This window comes from Longimicrobium sp., from assembly GCF_036388275.1.
Taxonomy (GTDB): domain Bacteria; phylum Gemmatimonadota; class Gemmatimonadetes; order Longimicrobiales; family Longimicrobiaceae; genus Longimicrobium.
Genome location: NZ_DASVSF010000002.1, coordinates 170,680 through 191,495 on the forward strand (window position 1 = coordinate 170,680; position 20,816 = coordinate 191,495).

The 20,816-nt window shown below is 67.7% G+C and carries 23 protein-coding genes and 1 pseudogene; 14 read left to right on the top strand and 10 right to left on the bottom strand.

All coding sequences use genetic code 11. The features are described from left to right. Positions 1-10: 10 nt before the first annotated feature. Positions 11-250: a hypothetical protein gene (locus VF632_RS00780; RefSeq protein ID WP_331020925.1), complete on the bottom strand. Its 240-nt coding sequence runs from the start codon at positions 248-250 to the stop codon at positions 11-13. A 119-nt stretch (positions 251-369) separates the two neighbouring features. Between VF632_RS00780 and VF632_RS00785 the strand changes: the two genes are divergently transcribed. Continuing rightward, a complete protein-coding gene (locus tag VF632_RS00785; protein ID WP_331020926.1) occupies positions 370-834 on the top strand; it encodes an Rrf2 family transcriptional regulator in 465 nt (154 codons plus the stop codon). After that, positions 824-1,717 carry an NAD(P)/FAD-dependent oxidoreductase gene (locus tag VF632_RS00790; protein ID WP_349263958.1) on the top strand — a complete coding sequence of 298 codons (894 nt, stop codon included), beginning with the start codon at positions 824-826 and terminating at the stop codon, positions 1,715-1,717. Before VF632_RS00785 ends, VF632_RS00790 begins: the two co-directional genes overlap by 11 nt. On the opposite strand, the gene VF632_RS00795 is transcribed toward VF632_RS00790, so the two are convergent. After that, the gene (locus VF632_RS00795; RefSeq protein ID WP_331020928.1) at positions 1,714-1,953 is read right to left on the bottom strand and encodes a hypothetical protein; all 240 of its coding nucleotides are present in this window, start codon (positions 1,951-1,953) and stop codon (positions 1,714-1,716) included. The genes VF632_RS00790 and VF632_RS00795 overlap by 4 nt on opposite strands. 234 nt (positions 1,954-2,187) lie before the next feature. On the opposite strand from VF632_RS00795, the gene VF632_RS00800 reads away from it, so the two are divergent. Further along, entirely contained in the window at positions 2,188-2,409 is a 222-nt protein-coding gene (locus tag VF632_RS00800; RefSeq protein ID WP_331020929.1) for a helix-turn-helix transcriptional regulator, read from the top strand. A 73-nt stretch (positions 2,410-2,482) separates the two neighbouring features. After that, positions 2,483-3,124: a hypothetical protein gene (locus tag VF632_RS00805; RefSeq protein WP_331020930.1), complete on the top strand. Its 642-nt coding sequence runs from the start codon at positions 2,483-2,485 to the stop codon at positions 3,122-3,124. Positions 3,125-3,235: 111 nt separating this feature from the next. On the opposite strand, the gene VF632_RS00810 is transcribed toward VF632_RS00805, so the two are convergent. Continuing rightward, positions 3,236-3,532, bottom strand: a complete 297-nt coding sequence (locus VF632_RS00810; protein WP_331020931.1) for a hypothetical protein — start codon at positions 3,530-3,532, stop codon at positions 3,236-3,238. Between the two features lie 210 nt (positions 3,533-3,742). Here VF632_RS00810 and VF632_RS00815 point away from each other — a divergent pair, with 210 nt between their 5' ends. After that, positions 3,743-4,246, top strand: a complete 504-nt coding sequence (locus VF632_RS00815; RefSeq protein ID WP_331020932.1) for a hypothetical protein — start codon at positions 3,743-3,745, stop codon at positions 4,244-4,246. Between the two features lie 62 nt (positions 4,247-4,308). On the opposite strand, the gene VF632_RS00820 is transcribed toward VF632_RS00815, so the two are convergent. After that, positions 4,309-6,222: an ABC-F family ATP-binding cassette domain-containing protein gene (locus tag VF632_RS00820; RefSeq protein ID WP_331020933.1), complete on the bottom strand. Its 1,914-nt coding sequence runs from the start codon at positions 6,220-6,222 to the stop codon at positions 4,309-4,311. 257 nt (positions 6,223-6,479) lie between these two features. On the opposite strand from VF632_RS00820, the gene VF632_RS00825 reads away from it, so the two are divergent. After that, the gene (locus VF632_RS00825) at positions 6,480-6,770 is read left to right on the top strand and encodes a hypothetical protein (protein WP_331020934.1); all 291 of its coding nucleotides are present in this window, start codon (positions 6,480-6,482) and stop codon (positions 6,768-6,770) included. A gap of 860 nt (positions 6,771-7,630) precedes the next feature. Here the strand turns inward: VF632_RS00825 and VF632_RS00830 are convergent. Then, complete coding sequence (locus tag VF632_RS00830) at positions 7,631-8,347, bottom strand: hypothetical protein (protein WP_331020935.1); 717 nt, start codon at positions 8,345-8,347, stop codon at positions 7,631-7,633. Positions 8,348-8,560: 213 nt separating this feature from the next. Between VF632_RS00830 and VF632_RS00835 the strand changes: the two genes are divergently transcribed. The 3 genes from VF632_RS00835 to VF632_RS00845 all read left to right on the top strand — a co-directional run bounded on the left by VF632_RS00835 (position 8,561) and on the right by VF632_RS00845 (position 11,094). Then, a complete protein-coding gene (locus VF632_RS00835; RefSeq protein ID WP_331020936.1) occupies positions 8,561-9,235 on the top strand; it encodes a uracil-DNA glycosylase in 675 nt (224 codons plus the stop codon). A 484-nt stretch (positions 9,236-9,719) separates the two neighbouring features. After that, on the top strand, positions 9,720-10,091 hold the full coding sequence (locus VF632_RS00840) for a hypothetical protein (RefSeq protein WP_331020937.1): 372 nt from the start codon (positions 9,720-9,722) through the stop codon (positions 10,089-10,091). Between the two features lie 229 nt (positions 10,092-10,320). Next, positions 10,321-11,094 carry an energy transducer TonB gene (locus tag VF632_RS00845; protein WP_331020938.1) on the top strand — a complete coding sequence of 258 codons (774 nt, stop codon included), beginning with the start codon at positions 10,321-10,323 and terminating at the stop codon, positions 11,092-11,094. A 108-nt stretch (positions 11,095-11,202) separates the two neighbouring features. Here the strand turns inward: VF632_RS00845 and VF632_RS00850 are convergent, their stop codons facing one another. Continuing rightward, the gene (locus VF632_RS00850; RefSeq protein WP_331020939.1) at positions 11,203-12,087 is read right to left on the bottom strand and encodes a DMT family transporter; all 885 of its coding nucleotides are present in this window, start codon (positions 12,085-12,087) and stop codon (positions 11,203-11,205) included. Between the two features lie 155 nt (positions 12,088-12,242). Here VF632_RS00850 and VF632_RS00855 point away from each other — a divergent pair, with 155 nt between their 5' ends. Next, a complete protein-coding gene (locus VF632_RS00855; RefSeq protein WP_331020940.1) occupies positions 12,243-12,818 on the top strand; it encodes a pyridoxamine 5'-phosphate oxidase family protein in 576 nt (191 codons plus the stop codon). A gap of 168 nt (positions 12,819-12,986) precedes the next feature. Here the strand turns inward: VF632_RS00855 and VF632_RS00860 are convergent. The 3 genes and pseudogenes from VF632_RS00860 to rho all read right to left on the bottom strand — a co-directional run. Then, positions 12,987-13,565: pseudogene (locus VF632_RS00860) on the bottom strand (thymidine kinase); the annotation flags it as partial. A gap of 447 nt (positions 13,566-14,012) precedes the next feature. Next, positions 14,013-14,438, bottom strand: a complete 426-nt coding sequence (locus tag VF632_RS00865) for an NYN domain-containing protein (RefSeq protein WP_331020942.1) — start codon at positions 14,436-14,438, stop codon at positions 14,013-14,015. Positions 14,439-14,564: 126 nt separating this feature from the next. Next, the gene (gene rho, locus VF632_RS00870; RefSeq protein ID WP_331021123.1) at positions 14,565-15,818 is read right to left on the bottom strand and encodes a transcription termination factor Rho; all 1,254 of its coding nucleotides are present in this window, start codon (positions 15,816-15,818) and stop codon (positions 14,565-14,567) included. Positions 15,819-16,004: 186 nt separating this feature from the next. Here rho and VF632_RS00875 point away from each other — a divergent pair, with 186 nt between their 5' ends. From VF632_RS00875 to VF632_RS00890, 4 genes are all read left to right on the top strand, one after another. Beyond that, positions 16,005-17,132 carry a site-2 protease family protein gene (locus tag VF632_RS00875; protein ID WP_331020943.1) on the top strand — a complete coding sequence of 376 codons (1,128 nt, stop codon included), beginning with the start codon at positions 16,005-16,007 and terminating at the stop codon, positions 17,130-17,132. Between the two features lie 109 nt (positions 17,133-17,241). After that, complete coding sequence (locus tag VF632_RS00880) at positions 17,242-17,607, top strand: hypothetical protein (RefSeq protein WP_331020944.1); 366 nt, start codon at positions 17,242-17,244, stop codon at positions 17,605-17,607. 24 nt (positions 17,608-17,631) lie between these two features. Continuing rightward, entirely contained in the window at positions 17,632-18,513 is an 882-nt protein-coding gene (locus tag VF632_RS00885) for a HAMP domain-containing sensor histidine kinase (protein ID WP_331020945.1), read from the top strand. Further along, positions 18,504-19,412: a dihydrodipicolinate synthase family protein gene (locus tag VF632_RS00890; protein WP_331020946.1), complete on the top strand. Its 909-nt coding sequence runs from the start codon at positions 18,504-18,506 to the stop codon at positions 19,410-19,412. Before VF632_RS00885 ends, VF632_RS00890 begins: the two co-directional genes overlap by 10 nt. A gap of 80 nt (positions 19,413-19,492) precedes the next feature. On the opposite strand, the gene VF632_RS00895 is transcribed toward VF632_RS00890, so the two are convergent. Further along, the gene (locus VF632_RS00895; protein ID WP_331020947.1) at positions 19,493-20,680 is read right to left on the bottom strand and encodes a M14 family zinc carboxypeptidase; all 1,188 of its coding nucleotides are present in this window, start codon (positions 20,678-20,680) and stop codon (positions 19,493-19,495) included. Between the last annotated feature and the right edge of the window lie 136 nt (positions 20,681-20,816).

Here is a 20,816-nt window from a genome sequence, read left to right on the forward strand (position 1 = left end):
AGAATGCCGTTTACCGGCCCCCCGCCCGCGTACCGGTCACGTTCTGCACGCGGAGCGTGTCGCTGCGGAAATCGATGCGGTCGCCGTCGATCGGGATGAACAACGCGTCTACGTAAGTCGAGTCGGCGCCGCGGCCGCGGGTACTTACCTGTACCTCGGTTGCGATGGACTTGGCGGGTCCGGTAGGGACGATGCATCCCGCCGCGAGCGCGAGCAGGGCAAGGGCGGCATAACGGCGAGTGCGAGGCATGCGACGGATTCGTAGAAAGGCGGGGGCGAGTTCGCGAGAGAACGCCTGACGGGGCGAATCGGGACAGGTTCGCCCAGGCCGGGTTGACGGGCGCATCATCACGCAACATATTAAGTTGCATGAGACGCGACAGCCGACTCTCCGGTGTGCTCCACGTGCTGCTCCACATGGCAGAGCAAGGTGGCCCCGTTACCTCCGAGGTCCTGGCGACGACCATGGATACCAATCCGGTGGTGATCCGGCGGATCATGGCGGGCCTGCGGGAGCAGGGGTACGTGCGATCAGAAAAGGGGCACGGTGGGGGATGGACACTCGCCTGCGACCTGTCCCAGGTCACGCTTCGCGACATCTACACCGCGCTCGGCTGCCCCTCGCTGCTGGCCATCGGCAACCGGACGGAGGCGCCCGGCTGTCTCGTCGAACAGGCGGTGAACGCCACCCTCAGTCAGGCGTTCGACGATGCGGAGGCGCTGCTGCTTTCGCGCCTGGGCGAGGTCACGCTGGCCATGCTGAGCGCAGACTTCCACGACCGCCTCGCCGCGCGTGGCGGCTCTCACGACCTGGAGGATGCTCATGCCTCATGACGCCATCATCATCGGCGGCAGCTTCGCCGGGCTCTCCGCGGCCATGTACCTGGCGCGGGGGCGGCGATCGGTCTGCATCATCGATACGGGATTGCCCCGCAACCGCTTCGCGGCACAATCGCACGGGTTCTTCGGCCACGATGGCGCCGCGCCGGGCGCGATGCTGGCCACCGCGCGACCGCAGGTCGCGGCCTATCCCACGGTTACGTTCGTCGACGGGGCGGCGGCCAGCGCCTCGGGCGAGGCGGATGGCTTCTCCGTCGCGCTGGCGACGGGGGAAGTGCTGGAAAGCAGGCGCCTGGTGCTCGCGTTCGGCATCTCCGACGAGCTGCCCGCCATTCCGGGCCTTGCCGAGCGCTGGGGCAATTCCGTGATCCACTGCCCGTACTGCCATGGCTACGAGTTCAGCGGCCAGCGGTTGGGCGTGCTGAACCTCTCGCCGATGTCCATCCACCAAGCGCTGCTGATCTCCGAATGGGGTCCGACGACGCTCTATCTGAACGGCGGCCCCGAGCCGGACGCCGAGGCGCTCGCGGGCCTGCGGGAGCGTGGGATCGCCATCGAACCGGCCGCAGTGACGGCGCTGCATGGCGACGGCACGCGGCTGTCATCCATAGAGCTGGCGGATGGAAGAACGGCGGCGGTCGATGCTCTCTACATCGGTCCGCGCACCCGCCTGAACAGCGGGATCGCGCAGCAGATGGGATGCGAGCTGCACGATGGGCCGTTCGGCGCCATCGTCCGGACGGATGACCTGAAGATGACCACCGTACCGGGTGTCTACGCCGCGGGCGACATCACGCGCGGCGCCCACAACGTGACGTGGGCAACCTCCGATGGGGTCACGGCCGGGGTGGCGGTGCACAAGTCCCTGGTGTTCTAAGGCCGGCTCCCCGCCCACGCCGCCGCGGCCTCGGCGGCGTCGCGCAGATCGTCGCCGAACTCCAGCACGGCCTCAGCCACAAGCAGGTCCATCGGCGGCGCCTCGTCCGGTAGCGCGCGAGCGAGCTTGATACTGGAGTACGCGATGGATTCGAACGCTCCGAACTTGTCCATCAGCATCTCCAGCACGCGTATGGGCGAGGTCCGCTCCCCTTCGATTGCCTTGGCGCGCATCATCGTTGCTCCAGTAGAGATTCGACGCCCTGTCGACAGGGCGAACGTGGGCAGGTACAATTCGTCTAACCCGGCACTTCGCTCCACGCCCGCGGGATCAGCACGCTTGAGAGACCACTCGCCGCCGCCGCGTCCGCAGTTCACCACTATTTATCTCAGCGGCCTCCCTTTGTCTCTATTGGAGACAATGTTAATCCCGCGTCGTTCCCCTGTCAACGGTCATGAGGTGGGGGCTTGATGCAGAGGTTCGGCGAAAAGCTACGGGCATTGCGAACGGCCCATGGTTCGACCCTGCAGCAACTGGCGGCTGAATTCGGGTACGCGACGCACGCCTACATCAGTGAACTTGAGAGCGGGAAGAAGGTTCCTACAGCGGCGCTGGTTTTGAAGGTGGCGCGGCGCTTCAACGTGAGCACTGACGTTCTCTTGAGGGACGAGATGGACCTAGACCTTAGATGATGTGGGAGGCCTGATGAGAAAGCGTTTCCTAGTATCCCACCCCGCCCCTGATGGGGGAGTGCTTTTGTCCCCCATGAAGAAATGGCTGCAGGAGAACGCAGAGATACTGCCAACCGGGTTCGACCTTACTGTTACCTCGCGCCAACTCAGAAGCCGTTTATCCAAGCTGGGGTGGAATGTTGATGAACGGGAGACCGAGGTGCATGTCACCCCGCCGGGCGACCACGGGAGACCAGTTGCAGCCTCAGAACCGTCCACTCCTACCCGGCGCACGGGCGGCGCGCGCTTAGATACTCGCTTGGAGTCTGAGGGTGCTGAGTTCTTGGTCTTGGGCAGGCTGCTTGTGGAGAGGATTCCGGCCTACAAGACCTACACGAATATGCCGGGATACGACTTGGTTGCCACAAATCCCGAGCTAAATACGTCCGCACGGATTCAAGTGAAGAGTCGCTGGCGTACGAACGCTCCGGGATTCCCCATTCGTAACTTGGATAGTGACTTCGTCGTGTTTTGTCGGCTGAATCGGGGAAACAAGCAGGGGACGGGTGTGCTTCGCGAACCAGAGTACTACGTGTTTCCGATCGAAGTAGTGAGGGCCGCCCCCAAGTCTGATGGATGGTCCAAGCTCATGGTTCGTGACATCCCGGATGCCGGGCAATATCGCGACCGCTGGGATCTGATCCGTGACTTTCTTCGCCAATCGACCCACGGCTGATCTGCGTGGCTGCTCTTTGCTTCCCGAATCCATCGACTGATGCAATGGCCTGACGCGATCCTTGGGTTTCTGAGCGGTATTGTTCTGGCGGTTCTGACTGCGGTCGTTACCTCAGTTGTAGAACGCCGATCCGCACGGCGAGAACAGGTCCAGGGCGCGCGCTTCCAGATCTACATGAAGCTTCTCGACCTTCACAGCACGTATTTCTGGGTGACAGTCGCAGAAATGCATGGCGAGGAGACGCGATCGGAGATCAAGGAGCGAGTCCGTGGATTGGCGTGGCAGATTGCCGACCAGTTGCGCGCGGCTGATGAACTGAAGAATACGACGGAGATTCTCGATGTGCTCCTTAGTACAAGATACCAAACTGCTGCGGACCGCCATCGAGCGATGCATGATTTGCTTCAAGCTCTCGGAAGTACCGTAAATCCACGCTACGCAACTGCAATCCATCAGATCAGCAACGAGAATGTGGCGCGGTTAGCTGACGGGAGTCGGGGGTCAGCGTTCACACCTGGACTCATGGAGTGAACGCTACGCGCGTTCGGGCGTAGGCGAGTGCGTCAGCGTTCCTATACCATGGCCGTAGTGCCATCCTGACCTGTCCTGGTAGAGATCATGGCCGCCAATCATCTTGAGCAACTCGTCGCTGAATGGTACGAGTATCAAGGGTATTTCATCCGAAGGAACATCAAAGTCGGGCGTCGAAAAAAGGGAGGGCACGAGGGGGAACTCGATATCGTAGCGTTCCACCCCGACCGTCAGCATCTTGTCCATATCGAGACTTCGCTGGACGCGCAGGCGTGGGAAAAGCGAGAAGTCCGATTCGCCAAGAAGTTCGAACTGGGACGCCAGTTCATCCCGTCACTGTTCTCCGGCCTTGCTATACCTTCTGAGATCGAGTCCCATGCAGTTCTCCTCTTTGCAGCAAAGACGGGTGGTCGCAAGAGTCTTGGCGGGGGTCGGTTGATTTTAGTCAGTGAACTGCTCGAGGAGATCTTATCCACACTCGTTTCGGTCAGTATCCTCTCGAATATGGTTGACGAACAGAAACCACTGTTGCGAACCCTGCAGTTCGTTGCCTATCATCGGAAGCAGCTTGCCGCAGTGCTTCAACGCTGAACACCGCAAGTGCCGGAAAATACGCTATATCCGTCGATGTCCGGCCGAGTCCCACGCTGACATCACGCCCCGGCCTCTTCCAGTTCCGACCAGCGCGCGTAGAGCGCATCCACCGCTTCGCCGGCCTCTTTGAACGCCGCCGTGACGCGCGCTACCTCGTCGGCGGGGCCGGCGTAGAGCGTGGGATCGGCCAGGCGCGCGGAGAGTTCTTCCTTGCGCGCCTCGGCCGCGGTGATGGCAGCCTCCATCCCATCCAGCTCCTTCTTTTCCTTGTAGCTCAGCTTGCGCCCGCCCTCGTCCTTCTTGGCGGGGGCTGAGGACGTCGCGGCCTTGCGCGCGGTCGTCTGGGCGGTGGCGGCTTCGGCCTCCTTCTGCTCCTTGAGACGGCGGTAGAGGTCGTAGTTGCCCTCGTGGCGGTGAAGCACGCCGTTGCCCTCGAAGACGATCAGCCCCGTCGCGACCTTGTCCAGAAAGAAGCGATCGTGCGTTACCATCAGCACGCACCCGCCATAATCCGCTAGGACGGACTCCAGCACTTGCAGCGTCACCAGGTCCAGGTCGTTCGTAGGCTCGTCCAGGATCAGCAGGTTGGCGTCCAGCAGGAACAGGCGCGCCAGCAGCAGCCGGTTGCGCTCGCCGCCGGAAAGCGAGCGCACCACCTGGCGCTGCTTCTCGGGCGGAAACAGGAACGTTTCCAGGTAGCTGCGCAGGTGCGTGCGCTGGCCGCCCACCATCACCCAGTCGCTGTCGGCCGCGGCCTCGTAGATGGAGTGGTCGGGATTCAGCTCTTCGCGGCGCTGGTCGAAGTAGGCGAAACGCGTGTTCTTGCCCACCTCCACCTCGCCGGCGTCGGGCGGCTCCTGCCCCAGGATGATGCGCAGGAGGGTGGTCTTCCCCGCCCCGTTCGGCCCGATGATGCCGATGCGCTCGCCCGCCTGCAGCATGCCGTTGAAGCCGCGGATCAGCACACGCTCATCGAACGACTTGGCGATTCCGTGCAGGTTCAGCACGGTGCGCCCCAGGCGCGGCGCCTCATTCAGGTTGATCTCCACGGCGTCGCGGTTGGGCATCCGCTTATCCTTCTGCTCCTTCTCCAGCCCGCCCAGCCGCCCGATGCGCGCCTTCTGCTTGCCCGTGCGCGCGGATGGCGAGCGCCGCACCCACGCCAGCTCCTGCGCGATCAGCTTCTTGCGCTTTTCCTCCTCCACCGAGGCGCGCTCCATCCGCTCGGCCTTGGCCTCCAGGTACTCGGTGTAGCCGCCGGGATAGCCCGTAAGCTCGCCGGTGGAAACCTCCAGCATCCGCGTGACCACGCGGTCCAGGAAGTAGCGGTCGTGAGTGATGAGCAGCACCGCGCCGGGATACTCCTGCAGGTGCTCCTCCAGCCAGGCCGTGGTGTCGGCATCCAGGTGGTTGGTGGGCTCGTCGAGCAGCAGCAGCTCCGGCTGCTGAAGAAGCACACGGGCCAGCGCCACGCGCTTGCGCTCGCCCCCGGACAGGCCCTCCACCGGCCGCTCCCAGTGCGCCACGTCCAGCTTGGTGAGGATGGCCTCCATCCGGTGCTCGTAGTCCCACCCGCCCAGCGCGTCGATGCGGCCAGCCGCGCGCTCCTGCCGCGCCAGCAGCCGGTCGACGTCGCCCTCCCCCGCCGTGAGCGCCTGGGCCACCGCGTGGTACTCGCTGATGGCGTCCAGCAGCTCGGGCTTGCCGCCCGCGACGGCGGAAAGGATCGTGGCGCCTGGGTCGAACTCGGGCTCCTGCGACAGGTAGCCGGCGCGGATCCCCCGCTGGAAGGCGAGCGTGCCGCCCTCGTGCCCCTCGAGCCCGGCCACGATGCGGAACAGGGTGCTCTTCCCCGATCCGTTGACGCCGATGAAGCCCACCTTGTCGCCCTCGTCCACCGCGAACGAAACGCCATCGAAGACGACGCGGGTGCCGTAGCTCTTCTTGAGACTCTGGACGTTGAGGACGTTCATTTCCGATTCACGTGCGGTGACTGAAGGTGCGCGCGCCAACCTACGAGTACACCGCAGAAAACAGAAGGCCTCACACGGAGGGCACGGAGTACACGGGGGAGCGGCGGAGGGGATTGCCTTCCTCCTCCGTGACCTCCGTGCCCTCCGTGTGAGATGCAGTTTCGCAGCGGAACTGGGCCCCCGCTCCGGCGTACGGGAACATCCGACGGGCACAAGGGATGCGCATCCCGGTGCCAACCCGTCCCCCGACACGCGTGGTGCCGATGCTTCTGTGGATGTTCTTCATCTTCGTTGCGTTCATCTCCAAGCTGCTGCTTGCGATCGCGATGTGCTACCTGATCTTTCCCTCGGAGCGCACCTGCGACGAATGCGACGCGGAAACGCTTCCCGTGCGGATGGGGATGGGCGGCCGGATGCTGCAGAGGCTGTTGATGGGCAAGCTTCAGCGACGCTGGTGCCCGCGCTGTGGATGGGAAGGCCTGACGCGCACCTCCGACGCCGACGTGGTGCCGACGAACGCCCTGGTGCCACAGAACCTGTCATCCTGAGGCCCAAGCGCGCCGCACCCGCCCGCAGTACATCCCACGCGGCCGAAGAATCTAGCCGCGGACACGTAATCGCATGGGCGCGGCAGCGGTGATGGAAGCCGAGGCATTCACCTGCCTGCCTGAGCGGGTGAGCCCGTCGCTGGGACAGCGGAAAGCCCCGACTCGGGGCCGCTGCCGCGTCCCGCTCGGGGCTTCCCCCGCACGCGCACCACACCTGCCGAAGCGCATCTGTCATCCCGAGGAGCGGCCCCACCGAACCCGCCCGGTCGCCGACGATAGCAGCGACGAGGGATCCGCCACACAGCGATCGCAAAGTACGAGAGCCTCAGCGTGCACCGCCGGCCCCTGAGCGGGTGAACCCGCCGCTGGGAAAGCGGAAAAGCCCCGACTCGGGGCCGCTGCCGCGTCCCGCTCGGGGCTTTACCCGCACGCGCACCACACCTGCCGAAGCGCGTTCGAATTCTCCCCTCTCCCGCTCGCGGGAGAGGGGCCGGGGGAGAGGGCAGCCGGGGCATGCGCCGGCCTCCGTCGAAATGCCACGGCCGAGCGAGGCCGAGCCCCACACCTCCGTGACCGCTGCCGCGCCCAAGCTAATACGAGCCCCACGCTAGATCCTTCGCCCCGCGAGGGACGGTGTACGGGCTGGTACGGTGCGCCTGGGGCTCAGGATGACAGTCTGTGCGGAGGGGTCGGGTGTGCAGCACCGGGCTAGCTCCCTTCCCCGCGCGGTTTGCGGGGGAAGGGTTGGGGATGGGGGGCGCCCGAAGCATGCGCCGAACGCAGCCGAACCGCGCCAGAAGTTCCCCCCTCTCCGCACGTAGTTTGTGCGGGGAGGGGCCGGGGGAGGGGCACCCCGCGAATCAGCGCCAGCCGCTTTGCCGCTGGAAGTCGTCGCTCACCTGGCGCAGCAGCCGCTCGATGGCGTCTTGCGACTGCGGAAAGAACAGCGTGTCCGACAGCGAGTTGAGCGCCGACCGCACGTCGCGGAAGCGGTCGGCCGCGCGCAGGAACAGGTCGCCCACGCCGTGGCGCAGGGCCAGGTCGCTCCCCGCCGCCATCCGGAACCCCGCCGCGCCCATCTCGTCGTAGTACGACATGGGCGGCGCGCCGCGGCGCTGCACCCGGTGCGCGATGTAGTCGGGGAACACGCCCCCCAGCCACAGGGCAAAGTTGCCCAGGTGCACCCGCAGCAGGAACTCGCGCTCCCCCCGCGCCCGCTCCAGTGCCCCCAGGATGTCCGTCAGGTAGAAGAACGGCTCGCCCTCTCCCCCGTCCACGCGGTGCGCCTTGCCGGCCATGGCGAACTCCAGCAGCACCGCCGCGGTGTAGTCCGCCAGCTGCCGGTCCTGGATTTCGCGCTGCATCAGCGCGTGGCGCACCATCACGTAGAACAGCAGCGGAGCCGGAACGGCGCTCACGCCCTTGCTGCGCACCAGCGCGCGCAGCACACCCGTGTCGTCCAGCAGCGCGTCCAGCCCCTGCTCGCGCAGCCGCTCCTCCCCACCCGGACCGACCAGCGAGGTAAGCAATTCCGCCTCGCGCCTGCCGAACGATGCTCGTACGTTGGGCCTGATCATCCATGCCTCCAGCGAAACGTGTGGTCTTCGCCGTACTGCCCGGCGGCCCGCGAAGTTCCACGCGGGCCGCCCCGGCGCCGTGGATCTCCCAAAATGCATGCGGAGTGCCGGAACGTCCAGAATCATGACGAGCCCAGTCCCGGCCTCACGATTGCATCCCGCGGTCGGAGTGCACGCTGTTCACTTCCGCGCCCCAATCGCGAGTTCCGGCCGATGAATCCGACGCTTCCGCCGTCGTGGCGGTCCCCCCTGGCAGCCGAGTTGGAGAAGCCCTACTTTCAGAAGCTGCGCGCGTTCGTGAGCGAGGAGCGAAGCCGCGCGACCGTCTTTCCGCCCGAAGGCAACGAGTTCACGGCGCTGGAGCTGACGCCGTACGACGCGGTGAAGGTGCTGATCCTGGGACAGGACCCGTACCATGGCGCCGGCCAGGCGCACGGGCTGGCGTTCTCGGTTCTTCCCGGCGTGCGCCCTCCCCCGTCGCTGTCCAACATTTTCAAGGAGCTGAAGGCCGAGATGGGGTGCCCCGTGCCACGCAGCGGCTACCTGGTTCCCTGGGCCGAGCAGGGCGTGCTGCTGCTGAACGCGGTGCTGACGGTGCGCGAGGGCGAGCCCAACGCGCACAAGGGCAAGGGATGGGAAACGTTCACCGACGCGGTCATCCGCGCGGTGGCGGCTCGTGAAGATCCCGTCGTGTTCGTGCTGTGGGGCGGGTACGCGGCCAAGAAGGAGACGCTGATCGGCGCGCCGCACTACGTGCACAAGTCGGCGCACCCGTCACCGCTTTCGGCCAAGCGGGGCTTCTTCGGAAGCACGCCGTTCACCATCATCAATCGCGAGCTGCAGCGCGCCGGAAAGACCCCGGTCGAGTGGTGCATCTCCGACGGCTGAGGCGGGTGGAGGCCAGCTTTGGCGCATGCCTCCGGCGCCCCCCATCCCCAACCCTTCCCCCGCAAACCGCGCGGGGGAAGGGAGCTAGCCCGGTGTGTACCCGGAGCCCGGGTGTGAATCAGGGCAGAGCCGAGAAATCTGTCATCCTGAGCCCCAGGTGCCACCGTACCAGCCTACACATCCTACTCGCGGGGCGAAGGATCTAGCATTGGGCACTTCCAAGCCGGGCCGCGGCAGCGGCACCCGTGCAGCGGCCGCGACGTCGAGGCGTTTCGATAACTCCGGCGCATTCCCCGGCTGCCCTCTCCCTCGGCTCCTCTACCGCAAGCGGGAGAGGGGAGAATTCGATCACGCTCCGGCAGGTTTGGGTGCGTGCAACGCGTCGGCAGCCTCTTGTGCGCCGAATGCCAGCCGCTTCAATGTAGCTGGTCGGTTGTTGTGCGCATGCTTCATACCTCGTCCATCAATTCGTGAGTAACACACGATGCGCTACCTCCTTCCTTGGGCCATCAAGAGCGCCCTGAATCGCGGTCGGCCTGTCGAGCAATTCCTCGGCGGCTTCGAGCACGATGGATCCCCGGCGTTGCGCTGGCTCACGCTCCAGCCGGAGGACGGGGGTGTGACGCTGCTCCTTTACGAGAGCTACGATCAGGGCGGAGAGGATTCCCTCGACCTGTACGATTTCTCAGAAGTAGACGGAGAGCAAGGCGATCCCGCGGCCGAGCACTCGTGCGCCACGCTGGAGGAGGCACTAACGCTCGCGCGGACCGAGTATGGAGCCGCTCCGGACCGCTGGGTGAACGAAGGCGTCATTCAGGACGAGTACCGGGACTATATCGCTCGCGGGCGATGCTGAGACGTGAGTGGAACGTGTGCACTCAGGGTGGACCCTGCCGCTGAGCGTCATTGTCCCGGCCGGTCAGAATGGCGAACGATCGTTCGTTGCGTATGTGGAAGGGCACGGAGCGGGATGGAACTCCCGCCCGGCGGCGACGTACGACGGCATAGGCGCCGACACGATCGCCCCACGCCCCCCGCGACCCACTGGCCACTTGGCCAACCGATCCACGCGCAGGAGGTGCCGCATGTTCCAGATCCTGGTTCGGGAAAAGAAGCGCCGGGCGATCAGCCCCCTGTTCCTGGCCGTCTCGGCCGCCGCCCACGTCGCGATCTTCGGCGGGGTGATGTACGCCGCCTCCGGCGAGCCGGAGCGGACCGAGGTCGTGCTCGACGGCATCGTCGACATCCCGGACGTTCCGGAAAAGGCGATCGAAAAGCCCATCGTGGATCCGCCCCCGCCCGCTCCGGACACGCCGGACGAGCCCGCGCCTGATGCCCCGGTGACGGGGGAGACGGTGGTGCTGCAGCCTCCCACGGACGTACCGGACCTCATCCGTCCTCCGCGGCCGGACGAGACGCCGATCACGCCTGACATGGTGACGGGCATCGGCAAGCCGGGCGACGTGATCGGGCCCGTGGACCCGGCGGACGACCGCCCGCCCACGGGCCCCGTCCCCCCGGGCACGCCAGTGAAACCGAAGGACTGGGTTCCGGGTGAGGGCGACGTGGACGAACTGCCCTCGCTGGACCGCAACGGGCTGTCCCGCCTGATGGAGCGCAACTATCCGCCGCAGCTGCGCGATGCGCGGGTCAGCGGCCGCGCGGTGGTCGAGGTGATCGTTGACGAGGACGGGCGGGTGCGGCCAGGGTCCGCGAGGGTGATCGAGACGTCGCACCCGGCGTTCGAGACTGCCACACTGCGCGCCGCCGAGCGGTTCCGCTTCCGCCCCGCGAAGATCGCCGGGATGGTGGTGCCGGTGAAGGTGGCCATCCCCGTAGTCTGGACGACCAGCGACTGAGCAGCCGCCGCATCAAGAACACGAGGGGCCCCGGAACTCATCCGGGGCCCCTCGCCGCACTTCCGCACTTCCGCACTCACCCACTCACGCACTTCCGCCCTCTCCCACTCACACCGCGGGCGGCTGGCCCCGGCGCTCCGCCCGCGCGTCCACCAGCGTCCTCAGCAGCGTGGCCCCCAGGATCAGCACGCCGCCAACGATGGGCCACGCGCCCGGCCGCTCCCCGTGCGAAAGCCAGGCCCACACCGGGCTGAGCGCGGGTTCCAGCAGCAGGAGCAGCGAGGCTTCCAGCGCCGGGAGGTGCCTGAGGCCGGCGGTCAGAAGCAGGTACGCCGCGCCGATCTGGAAGACTCCCAGGTAGCCGACCGCCAGCCAATCGCCGCCGGTCGCGCCCGTTACGGGCAACGCGGCTGGGAGGCAGGCCAGGAAGGCGATCAGATTCCCGGCCACCACGGTGGGAAGCGTCGAGCCCTGCCCCCCCTCCCGGCTCCCCATCCAGCGGAGCCCCATCAGCATCAGCGCGTAGGTGCAGCCACTGAGCAGCGCGAGGACGTTCCCTCGGGGCGGGTCGGGAGCGGTGTGCAGAGGCTGGTCGGCACCGATGAAGAAGAGCAGCATCCCGAGCACCACCGGGGCCATCAGGACCAGGTCGCGCCGCCGCACGTGCTCGCCCAGGAGGAGCGGGCTCAGGAGCAGGATGTACAGCGGCGCCGTCGCCTGCAGGAAGATGGCATTCGCGGCGGTGGTGAGCTTGTTCGCGGTGACGAACAGGACGAGGGTGGCGGCGTAGAGGACCCCCACCGGAAGCACGTGCCAGCTCCACCCCCGGCGGGCCGCCGGCAGGAGCAGAAAGATGGCGGCCGCGGCGATGACGGAGCGCCCGCCCGCTACCTGCCACGACGTGAGGGTGGTAGCCTTGATGGCGGCGCCGCCCGTCGAAAACAACAGGGCCGCCCCCAAGATCTGCAGGCGATGCGTGGTTGCGGGAGGCAAGAGAAGGTCGTCGGTGTCGGGAACGGGGCGAATCCGCGGGAAGGATGCCCCTTCGCCCCCCGGGCCGGCAAGGTGCGGGCGCCCGGCACGCGGCCTGCGCAGGCGGCGTTCCGCCCCCAACCTTGACCAAACCTTCTCTGCAGGGATCGTTGAAGATGCCGGAATTCAGCAGCGGGCCGCACGACGCCACGCCCGCACCGACGGAAAAGAAGCTCGACCAGCTGTTCGGACTGATCGACGGGATCTCCGTCGCCATGTTCACCACGCGCCGCCCGGACGGAAACCTGGTTTCCCGGCCCATGCAGGTGCAGGGGCGGCAGGAGGGCGCGGACCTGTGGTTCGTGACCGACGGCGAGACGCACAAGATGGACGAGCTGGAATCCGACACGCACGTGAACCTGTCGTTCTATCGCGACCGCACGCGCGAGTGGGTGTCGGTCAGCGGGCAGGCGCGGGTGGTAACGGACCGGGCCAAGATCCACGAGCTGTACAAGCCCGACTGGAAGGCGTGGTTCCCCGACGACGGCCCCGGCCGCGACGGCGGGCCCGACGACCCGCGCCTGGCGCTGATCGCCGTGGACGCCGACACGGTGGTGTACATGGTGAGCAACACGCCGCGCCCGGTGGTGCTGTTCGAAGTGGTGAAGGGCATCCTCACCGGCCAGCAGCCGAACGTGGGAGAAACCCACGTCGTCAGCGGGCACGAGATGCACGGCGGCACCGGCACCTGATCCCGTCTGGCGAAGAAAGCGGCCCCGGCACGTGTGCGCCGGGGCCGCTTCTGCTGTCCGCGCGGATGATCAGGCGCGGCGCTGCAGGCTTTCGTGGGTGAGGATCACCGGGTCGGCGGGGGTGCTTTCCAGCAGGTCCAGCAGCGACGTCTGGTAGCGCTGGTCGCTGGGCACCTCGTGGCAGCCGCGGCAGCGCGCCTCGTACGCCTCGTGGCCGCCCACCTGGATGGTGGGCCCCTCGTACGGCGCCGGCGCGCCGTCTACCAGGCGCTGGTTGCGGGTGGCCGCGTTGCCGCACAGCACGCAGATGGCGTGCAGCTTGTCCACCGTCTCCGCCACCGTCAGCACGTGGGGCATGGGGCCGAACGGCTCCCCGCGAAAGTCCATGTCGATCCCGGCGACGATCACCCGAACGCCGCGGTCTGCCAGCACGCTGATCACGTCGACGATCCCCTCGTCCAGGAACTGCACCTCGTCGATGGCCACCACCTGCACGCCGGGCATCACCTGCGCGGCCACCTCCGACGACGAGCGCACGGGAACGGCCTCCACCCCCGAGCCCGCGTGCGAGCTGATGGTGCGCACGCCGGCGTAGCGGTCGTCGAGGGCCGACTTGAACACCTGCACGCGGCGGCGGGCGATGAGGGCCCGGCGGACGCGCCGGATCAGTTCCTCGCTCTTGCCGCTGAACATCACCCCGGTGATGACCTCGATCCAGCCGTGGCCGTCGCCGTGGTAAAGCGCGATGTCTCTCAAGTGAGTGCTGCGTTGGGACTTCGGGATGGGAACCCTGCGTGGGCGCCGCGCCGGGCGGGCGGGCGGCTGAAGCATCAACCTACCGGGCACGGGCGACGGGGACAAGCGGCGGATACGAGCGCGGAGAACTCCATCCCGGAAGACGCCCCCCATCCCCAGCCCTTGCCCCGCAAACTGCGCGGGGGAAGGGAGCCAGCCCGTGCTCGTTGCCGGCCTGCGCGCACTCGGCTGGCCCTTGCAGTCCGCGCAGGCGGACTTCGTGATTTGCCAGCTGCGGTTTCAACCGCCGGGACAGAGCCGAGGCCGCCACTTCTGTGACCGCTGCCGCGCCCCGGTTCGTTCGTGCCCTCGGCAAGATCCTTCGGCCCGCGAGGGATGTGCCGTCGGCTGGCACGGTGCGCTTGGGCCTCTGGATGACAACGAGGCCGGGTGACGATCCTACCGCGGCTTGTTGCGGCGCTCGAACACCACCTCGTCGGCGACGATCATGTAGCGGATCATCCGCTCGTGGGCCTCGGGAAAGGCCTCGGCGCGGTCGCGGAACCGGTCGTTGCTCACGATCAGCGCATCCAGCTCCCGCGCGAACGCCAGGATGAAGTAGTCGGCGTCGGTGCCCGCGGGCGCCTGGCGGATCTTTCCCTCATCGAGCCGCCGCTCGTACCCCTCCCGGTCGTCGATCTGGTGCCGGAGCGCGGCGTCGGCCATCACCACGGGCTCGTACCCCTCTTCCCGGAGCTTGCGCACCACGATGCCGATGTTCTCCAGCCGGGGGTGCTCGCCCTCGGTGGAGTGCGCCACGTTGCTCGCGTCGATCAGCACGGTCACTCGCTCCGCGCGGCCTTCTTCGTTCGGATCGTCCGGCATTTCAGGACCCAGGGAAAGACGGGAGCCACGGCAACGACTGTCGCCAGGGCAATGCAACAGGCGTACGCGAAAGGCCGGCCCCCGCGACGGAGGCCGGCCTTTGCAGGGGCGAGCCCGCGCGGGGCATCAGCCGCCGCGGGCCATGGAATCCAGGAAGTCCTTGTTCGCCTTGGTCTTGCGCATGCGGCTGAGCAGGAAGTCGATGGCTTCCGCCGGCGGCATGTCGGAAAGGAAGTTGCGCAGCAGGTACACGCGCGTAAGCTCCAGCTCGTTGAGCAGAAGGTCTTCGCGGCGGGTGCCCGAGCGGTTGAGGTCGATCGCCGGGAAGATCCGCTTGTCGGCGATGTGCCGGTCCAGCACGAGTTCCAGGTTGCCGGTGCCCTTGAACTCCTCGAAGATCACCTCGTCCATGCGGCTCCCCGTTTCCACCAGCGCCGTGGCGATGATGGTGAGGCTGCCGCCCTCCTCGATGTTCCGCGCCGCGCCGAAGAACCGCTTGGGCTTGTGCAGCGCGTTGGCGTCCACGCCGCCCGACAGGATCTTGCCGGAGTGCGGCACCACCACGTTGTACGCGCGGGCCAGGCGGGTGATGCTGTCCAGCAGGATCACCACGTCGCGGCCGTGCTCCACCAGGCGCTTGGCCTTTTCCAGCACCATCTCCGCCACCTGCGTGTGGCGGTCGGCAGGCTCGTCGAAGGTGGAGGAAATGACCTCGGCCTTCACGTTTTCCTGCATGTCGGTCACCTCTTCGGGCCGCTCGTCGATCAGCAGCACGATCAGGTGAACTTCCGGATGGTTCTCGGTGATGGCGTTGGCGATCTTCTGCATCAGGATCGTCTTGCCCGCCTTGGGGGGCGCCACGATCAGTCCGCGCTGCCCCTTGCCGATGGGGGCGATCAGGTCCATCACCCGCAGCGACAGGTCGCCGCCCACCGTTTCCAGGTGAATGCGGTCGTCCGGGTAGCGCGGGCGCAGGTTGTCGAAGGCCACGCGGTGCTTGGCCCGGTCGGGCTCGTCGCCGTTCACCCGCTCCACCTTCAGCAGCGCCAGGTAGCGCTCGCCCTCCTTGGGCGGGCGCACCTGCCCCATCACCGTGTCGCCGGTGCGAAGGTCGAACCGCTTGATCTGGCTGGGCGAGACGTAGATGTCGTCGGGCCCGTACAGGTAGTTCCAGTCCTGCGAGCGCAGGAAGCCGTAGCCCTCGGGAAGCACCTCCAGCACGCCCTCGCCCCGCAGCACCACCTCGCTGTCGAGCAGGTTCTGCTCGATCCGGTAGATGAGGTCCTGCTTGCGGAGGCCGGAATAGTTGGAGATGTTGAGCCCTTCCGCCATCTCGTGCAGCTCGGCGATGCTCTTGGTCTTGATGGTGCTAATGTCCACGTTCTGCTCCGAATGTATCAGCACGGCCCGGCCTCGATGGTGCGGCTGCCGGGTTCGCTGGATCGTTCCGCGATATGTGCGGGGAGGCGAAAAAGAGAGGCGCGCCGCGCCCGGGTCTGTGCAGGCTTTGTTTCAGGGGACGTTGGCCCCAACCTAAGCACCGTATACACGAGCGTCAAGGAAAAAGTGCCCGACGAGTGGGGGCCGTTCGCGGCCTGGCGAATGGTGGAGCTGCACGGCCAGCAGGTGGTTCACGCATACCTGCACCCCGGCGTTACGGCGGATGACCCGCGGGTTTCCGACTGGCTGGCCCGCTGGCCCGGGCCCCGCTACCTGCAGGACGGCCCTTACGGAGTGGAGGCGACGCTGGTTCGCCGTGTGGCCCACCGCCCTCGCGAGCGGTGGTGGCTTCACGCGCTGCTCCTGGCGCTTACCCTGATGACCGCCACCATCGCGGGCGCGTGGATGAGCCCGGGCAACCCGCTCGCCATGCAAGACGCGAGCGTCGCGGGGCTAGCGATTCCCGTGCCGACGGAATTGACACCGCTCGCGCTGGCGCCGGGACTGTGGTTCTCCGTTCCGTTGCTGTGCATTCTGGGCGCGCACGAACTGGGCCACTGGGCCTTCGCGCGGCGCCACGGGATGGACGCCTCGCCTCCCTACTTCGCCCCCGCTCCGTGGATCGTGAGCCCGCTGGGAACCTTCGGCGCGTTCATCCGCCTGCGCTCGCCGCTGATCAACCGCGCCGCGCTGCTGGACATGGGCGCCGCCGGCCCCGTCATCAGCTTCGTCCTTTCCATTCCCGTCTACGCCGCGGGACTCGCGTTCAGCCAGGGCGTCGCGGAGAAGGCGCCCGGTGGCGCCCGGGTGGTCGCCCTCTACCCGGACGGCGCCCTTTCCCTGGGCGAATCGCCGCTGCTGTGGGCGCTTCGCGCCCTCTCGCCCCTGGCCGACGCGCAGACCATCATCCTTCATCCCGTGGCGGTGGCGGGGTGGTTCGGCCTGTTCTTCACCGCGCTCAACCTGTTTCCCGTCAGCCAGCTGGACGGCGGGCACGTTGCCTATGCCCTGTCGCCGCGGCTTCACGTCGCCGCCAGCCGCGTGACGCTGGGGGTGCTGCTGGTGTTGGGGGCGTGGTACCCGGGATGGTGGGTGTGGGCGGCGCTGGTGCTGCTGATCGGCCGGGGGCGGCTGGCGCACCCCCCCGTTTGGGACGCGTCGTTCCGGCTGAACGGGCCGCGCCGGGCGGTGGCGTGGGCGTGCTTCGTGTCGTTCGTGCTGGCGTGGGTGCCGGTGCCCTTTCCGCTTCCGTGAAGGACGGAGCGGCGCCCCGGTGCCGTTTCCCTTGACGAGCACGCCACAAAAACGGAAATTCTCCACCCGGGGAGTAGCACCCAAAGTGCACGCCTTACCGGAGGTCCGGATGGCACGCCACAACCGCGAAGGCGAAGGAGAGGACCAGCACGGACGCCGGTACATCATCGGCTACCAGCCGGACTGGTTCCATCAGGTGAAGGTGGCCCGCGGGCTGGACAGCGGGCGCCAGTCCACGAAGATCCTGCTGCGCAACTCCGAGACGCCGCTGGCCGACCCCGGCCCGCGCGTGCGGACGCACATCGCCGCGCCCGAGCTGGGCATCGAGTTCGAGGTGAACCTGCGCGACGACCGCGGCGTCGTCCGCCGCATCATCGTGGAAACCATCGTTCCCGAGGGCGAGGAAAAGGGCGAAACGGTTTCGTTCATCGTGTCGCGCATTCCCGATTCGCGCCGGGCCGACAGCCGTGGCTGAACGCCTGTCCGTGCGCCGCATCGCATGACCCTGGCCCAGGCGGCATTGGTGGTGCCCGACAACCGCCTGCTCTTCGTGGTGAGCGTGGTGGTGGTGGCCAGCGTGGTGCTGTTCACCGCCGGCGTCATCGTGACCCTGCTGCGCCGCTCCGACCGGCAGCGCGCCGAAGAGGAGAAGCTGGCGGCCATGGGCACGGCCACGGCGCGCATCCTTCACCAGATCAAGAACCCGCTGCAGACCATCGTGCTGCACGCCGACCTGCTGCAGAACGAGCGCATGGTGGCCGACCCCCTGCAGCGGCGCGAGGTGGCCGAGGCCATCATCGGCGAGTCGCAGCGGCTGGTGGCCATGCTCGACGAGCTGTCGGTGTACGCCTCGGGCGCGCAGCGGGCCATGAACCGCCAGCCGATGGAGCTTCACCAGCTGGTCCGGCAGGTGGCGGGCTACGAGTCGGGCGGAACGGGAATGCGGGTGGATGTCTCCAGGGTGGCACCCGCGGTGGTGCTGGCGGATCCGTACTACGTTCGCCAGGCGCTCGACAACCTGGTGCGCAACGCGGCGGAGGCGATGGCGGCGCAGGAGGACGCGCGCCTGGCCATTTCGGTGGACCGCGAGGGGGGCGCCGCCGTGGTGCGGATTTGCGACAACGGGCCGGGGATCGCCCCGGAAAAGCTGGACCAGATCTTTCAGCCGTTCGTCAGCACGAAAGGAAAGGGAATGGGGCTGGGGCTGGCCATTTGCCGCGAGATCGCCGAGGCCCACGCCGGGCGCCTGGAGGTGGAGTCGGCGCTGGGCGAGGGCACCACGTTCACCCTGCGCATTCCCCTGTACGGGGACGGCGTGAGCACGGGCGCGCTGCCGGGGCTGGCCCCCGAGCCGCACTCCGCGGGGGCCGCATGGAGCTGAGCGGCGTCTTCGCCCCCGCCACCACGCCGTTCGATCCCGTGACGGGCGACGTGGACGTGATTTCCATGCGCGCCAACCTGCGGCGCTGGATGGAGACGCCCCTCAGCGGGGTGGTGCTGTTCGGGTCCACCGGCGAAGGCGTGCTGCTGGACGAGGAAGAAAAGGTGAGGCTGACGGCGGCCACCCGCGAGGTGGTGGATGGCGGCCGGCTGCTGCTGGCGGGCACGGGGGCGGAAAGCACCCGTTCCGCCATCCGGCAGACGCGCGCCGTGGCCGCCGCCGGGGCCGACGCGGTGCTGGTGCAGCCGCCCACCTTTTACAAGCCCCTGCTTACGCCCGCCGCCCTGCGCGACCACTACCTGGCCGTGGCCGAGGCGGCTCCCGTTCCCGTGATCCTGTACCAGGTGCCGCCCAAGCTCAGCGGCATGGAGCTGGAGCCGGGGCTGGTGCACGAACTGGCCAAGCACCCCAACATCGTCGGCATCAAGGACTCGTCGGGCGACCTGCGTACGCTGGGCGACCTGGCCGACGCCTGCCGCGGCGGGTGCGACGTGCTGTCTGGCAGCGGCGCCATTCTGTACGCGGCACTGGAGATGGGCGCGGTGGGCGGCATCCTGGCTGTCTCGCTCCTGCTTCCGGAAGAGTGCGCGGCGCTGGTGCGCGCCTTTGGCGAGGAGCGGTTCGGCGAGGCGGGGCGCCTGCAGGAGCGTATCGCCCCGCTTCACAAGGTGGTGGTGGCCGACCTGGGGGTCCCGGGGATGAAGGCGGCGCTGGACTCCATGGGAATGCGCGGCGGGGCGCCACGCCCGCCCATTCAGCCGCTGCGCAACCGCGACCGCGGCCGCCTGGCCGACGCGCTGGCGGCGGCGGGGATTTTGCCGAATCCGATTGCTGCGTAAGGGGGAGTGCGTTAGTGCGTTAGTGCGACAGTGATTGAGAACCGGGCGGCCTGAAGGCGCGCCCGGTTTTTGTTTTGTCCTCAGTCCGGAGTTCTGCGGTAGCCGCTCGCCCCCATGCTCCACACCGCTTCACTCGCCCTGTTGGGAGCGCGGCGCAGCACGAAAATGGCGGGGCGGTCCACCGTCAGCACCGGCGGGGCCGGGCCTTCCTGCGACAGCATCGCGGGCGCGGGGTGCAGGTACAGTCCCGTCGCGTCGATCGTGTCGCGCGCCGCGGCCTCCGCCAGGTCGCCCACTTCCGTGATACGGCCGTCCCGGTGCGCCAAGGCATCGGCGAAGTTGATGGACAGGTCTGCCCGGTACGGCTCGACGCCCGGCAGCACGATCGTGGCGCCGCGCACGAGCAGGTCGTTCACCGATCGCCCGTTCTCCGGAAGCTCCTCGTACAGCCCCGGATCGGCGGCCGCGTACGACTCCGTGGCGATGGCGTCCAGCGCGCTCACCAGCGCCACGAAGTTCACCTTTCGCAGGTACTGCTTCTCCGGATCGTCCCTCCATCCGCCGGACTCGATCAGCACGGTGCTCGTTCCCCAGCTCTGCATCAGGTCGCCGAACGCCCGCGGGTTGAAGGTGTCGTCGTAGCGGGTGACGTGGCCGGCGACGAGGGGTTCGGTGGCCGCGCGAACGACCGCGGCGACGCGCTTGGCCCGCATGCGCACCGGGTTGTCGTCGCCCGACCGGTTGAACGGAGGCGCGAGCAGCGCGATGGCCGCAAGCCGGTCGCTGCTTCCCACGCGGGCGCGGACGTCCTGGTCGTGAAGGTTGAAGCCGAACTCGGGCCGGAAGCGCTGATGGACGGCGCGGAGAATGCGCGCTTCCGGGGTGACGAGCGCGCGGGCGTCGCGGTTCACGTCGATGCCCATCGCGTTCCGCCGCTGAAAGCGCTCGGCGCCGTCGGGGTTCAGCATCGGCACGGCGACGATCGTCAGCCGCTCCGCGATGCGGCGGGCGCGCGGGTCGTCGGGCGCGGCGTCCAGGAAGTGGAACAGGTCGGTCAGCGCCATCGAGGCGGTAGACTCGTTGCCGTGCATCTGCGACCAGAGGAGGACGCGGGTGGCGCCTCGGCCGAAGCTGACCGTGTAGATGGGGCGGCCCTCGGCCGAGCGGCCAACCTCTTCGCGGTCCGGCCCGCCGGGGGCGTCCACGACAGGCCCCAGCGCGTTCCAGATCTCCTGGTGATTGAACTGGCGCGTCGTGAGGGCTGGCACTCGATACTGATCGTGGAGGCGGACGAGTTCAGCGACCGCTGCATCGTCGCGGAATACGTTGGGCGACGGGGCGGCGCGTACGCACCCGGCGATCGACAGGACCGCGAGCACGAGGAAGGTCGCTCGGAGGCGGTGG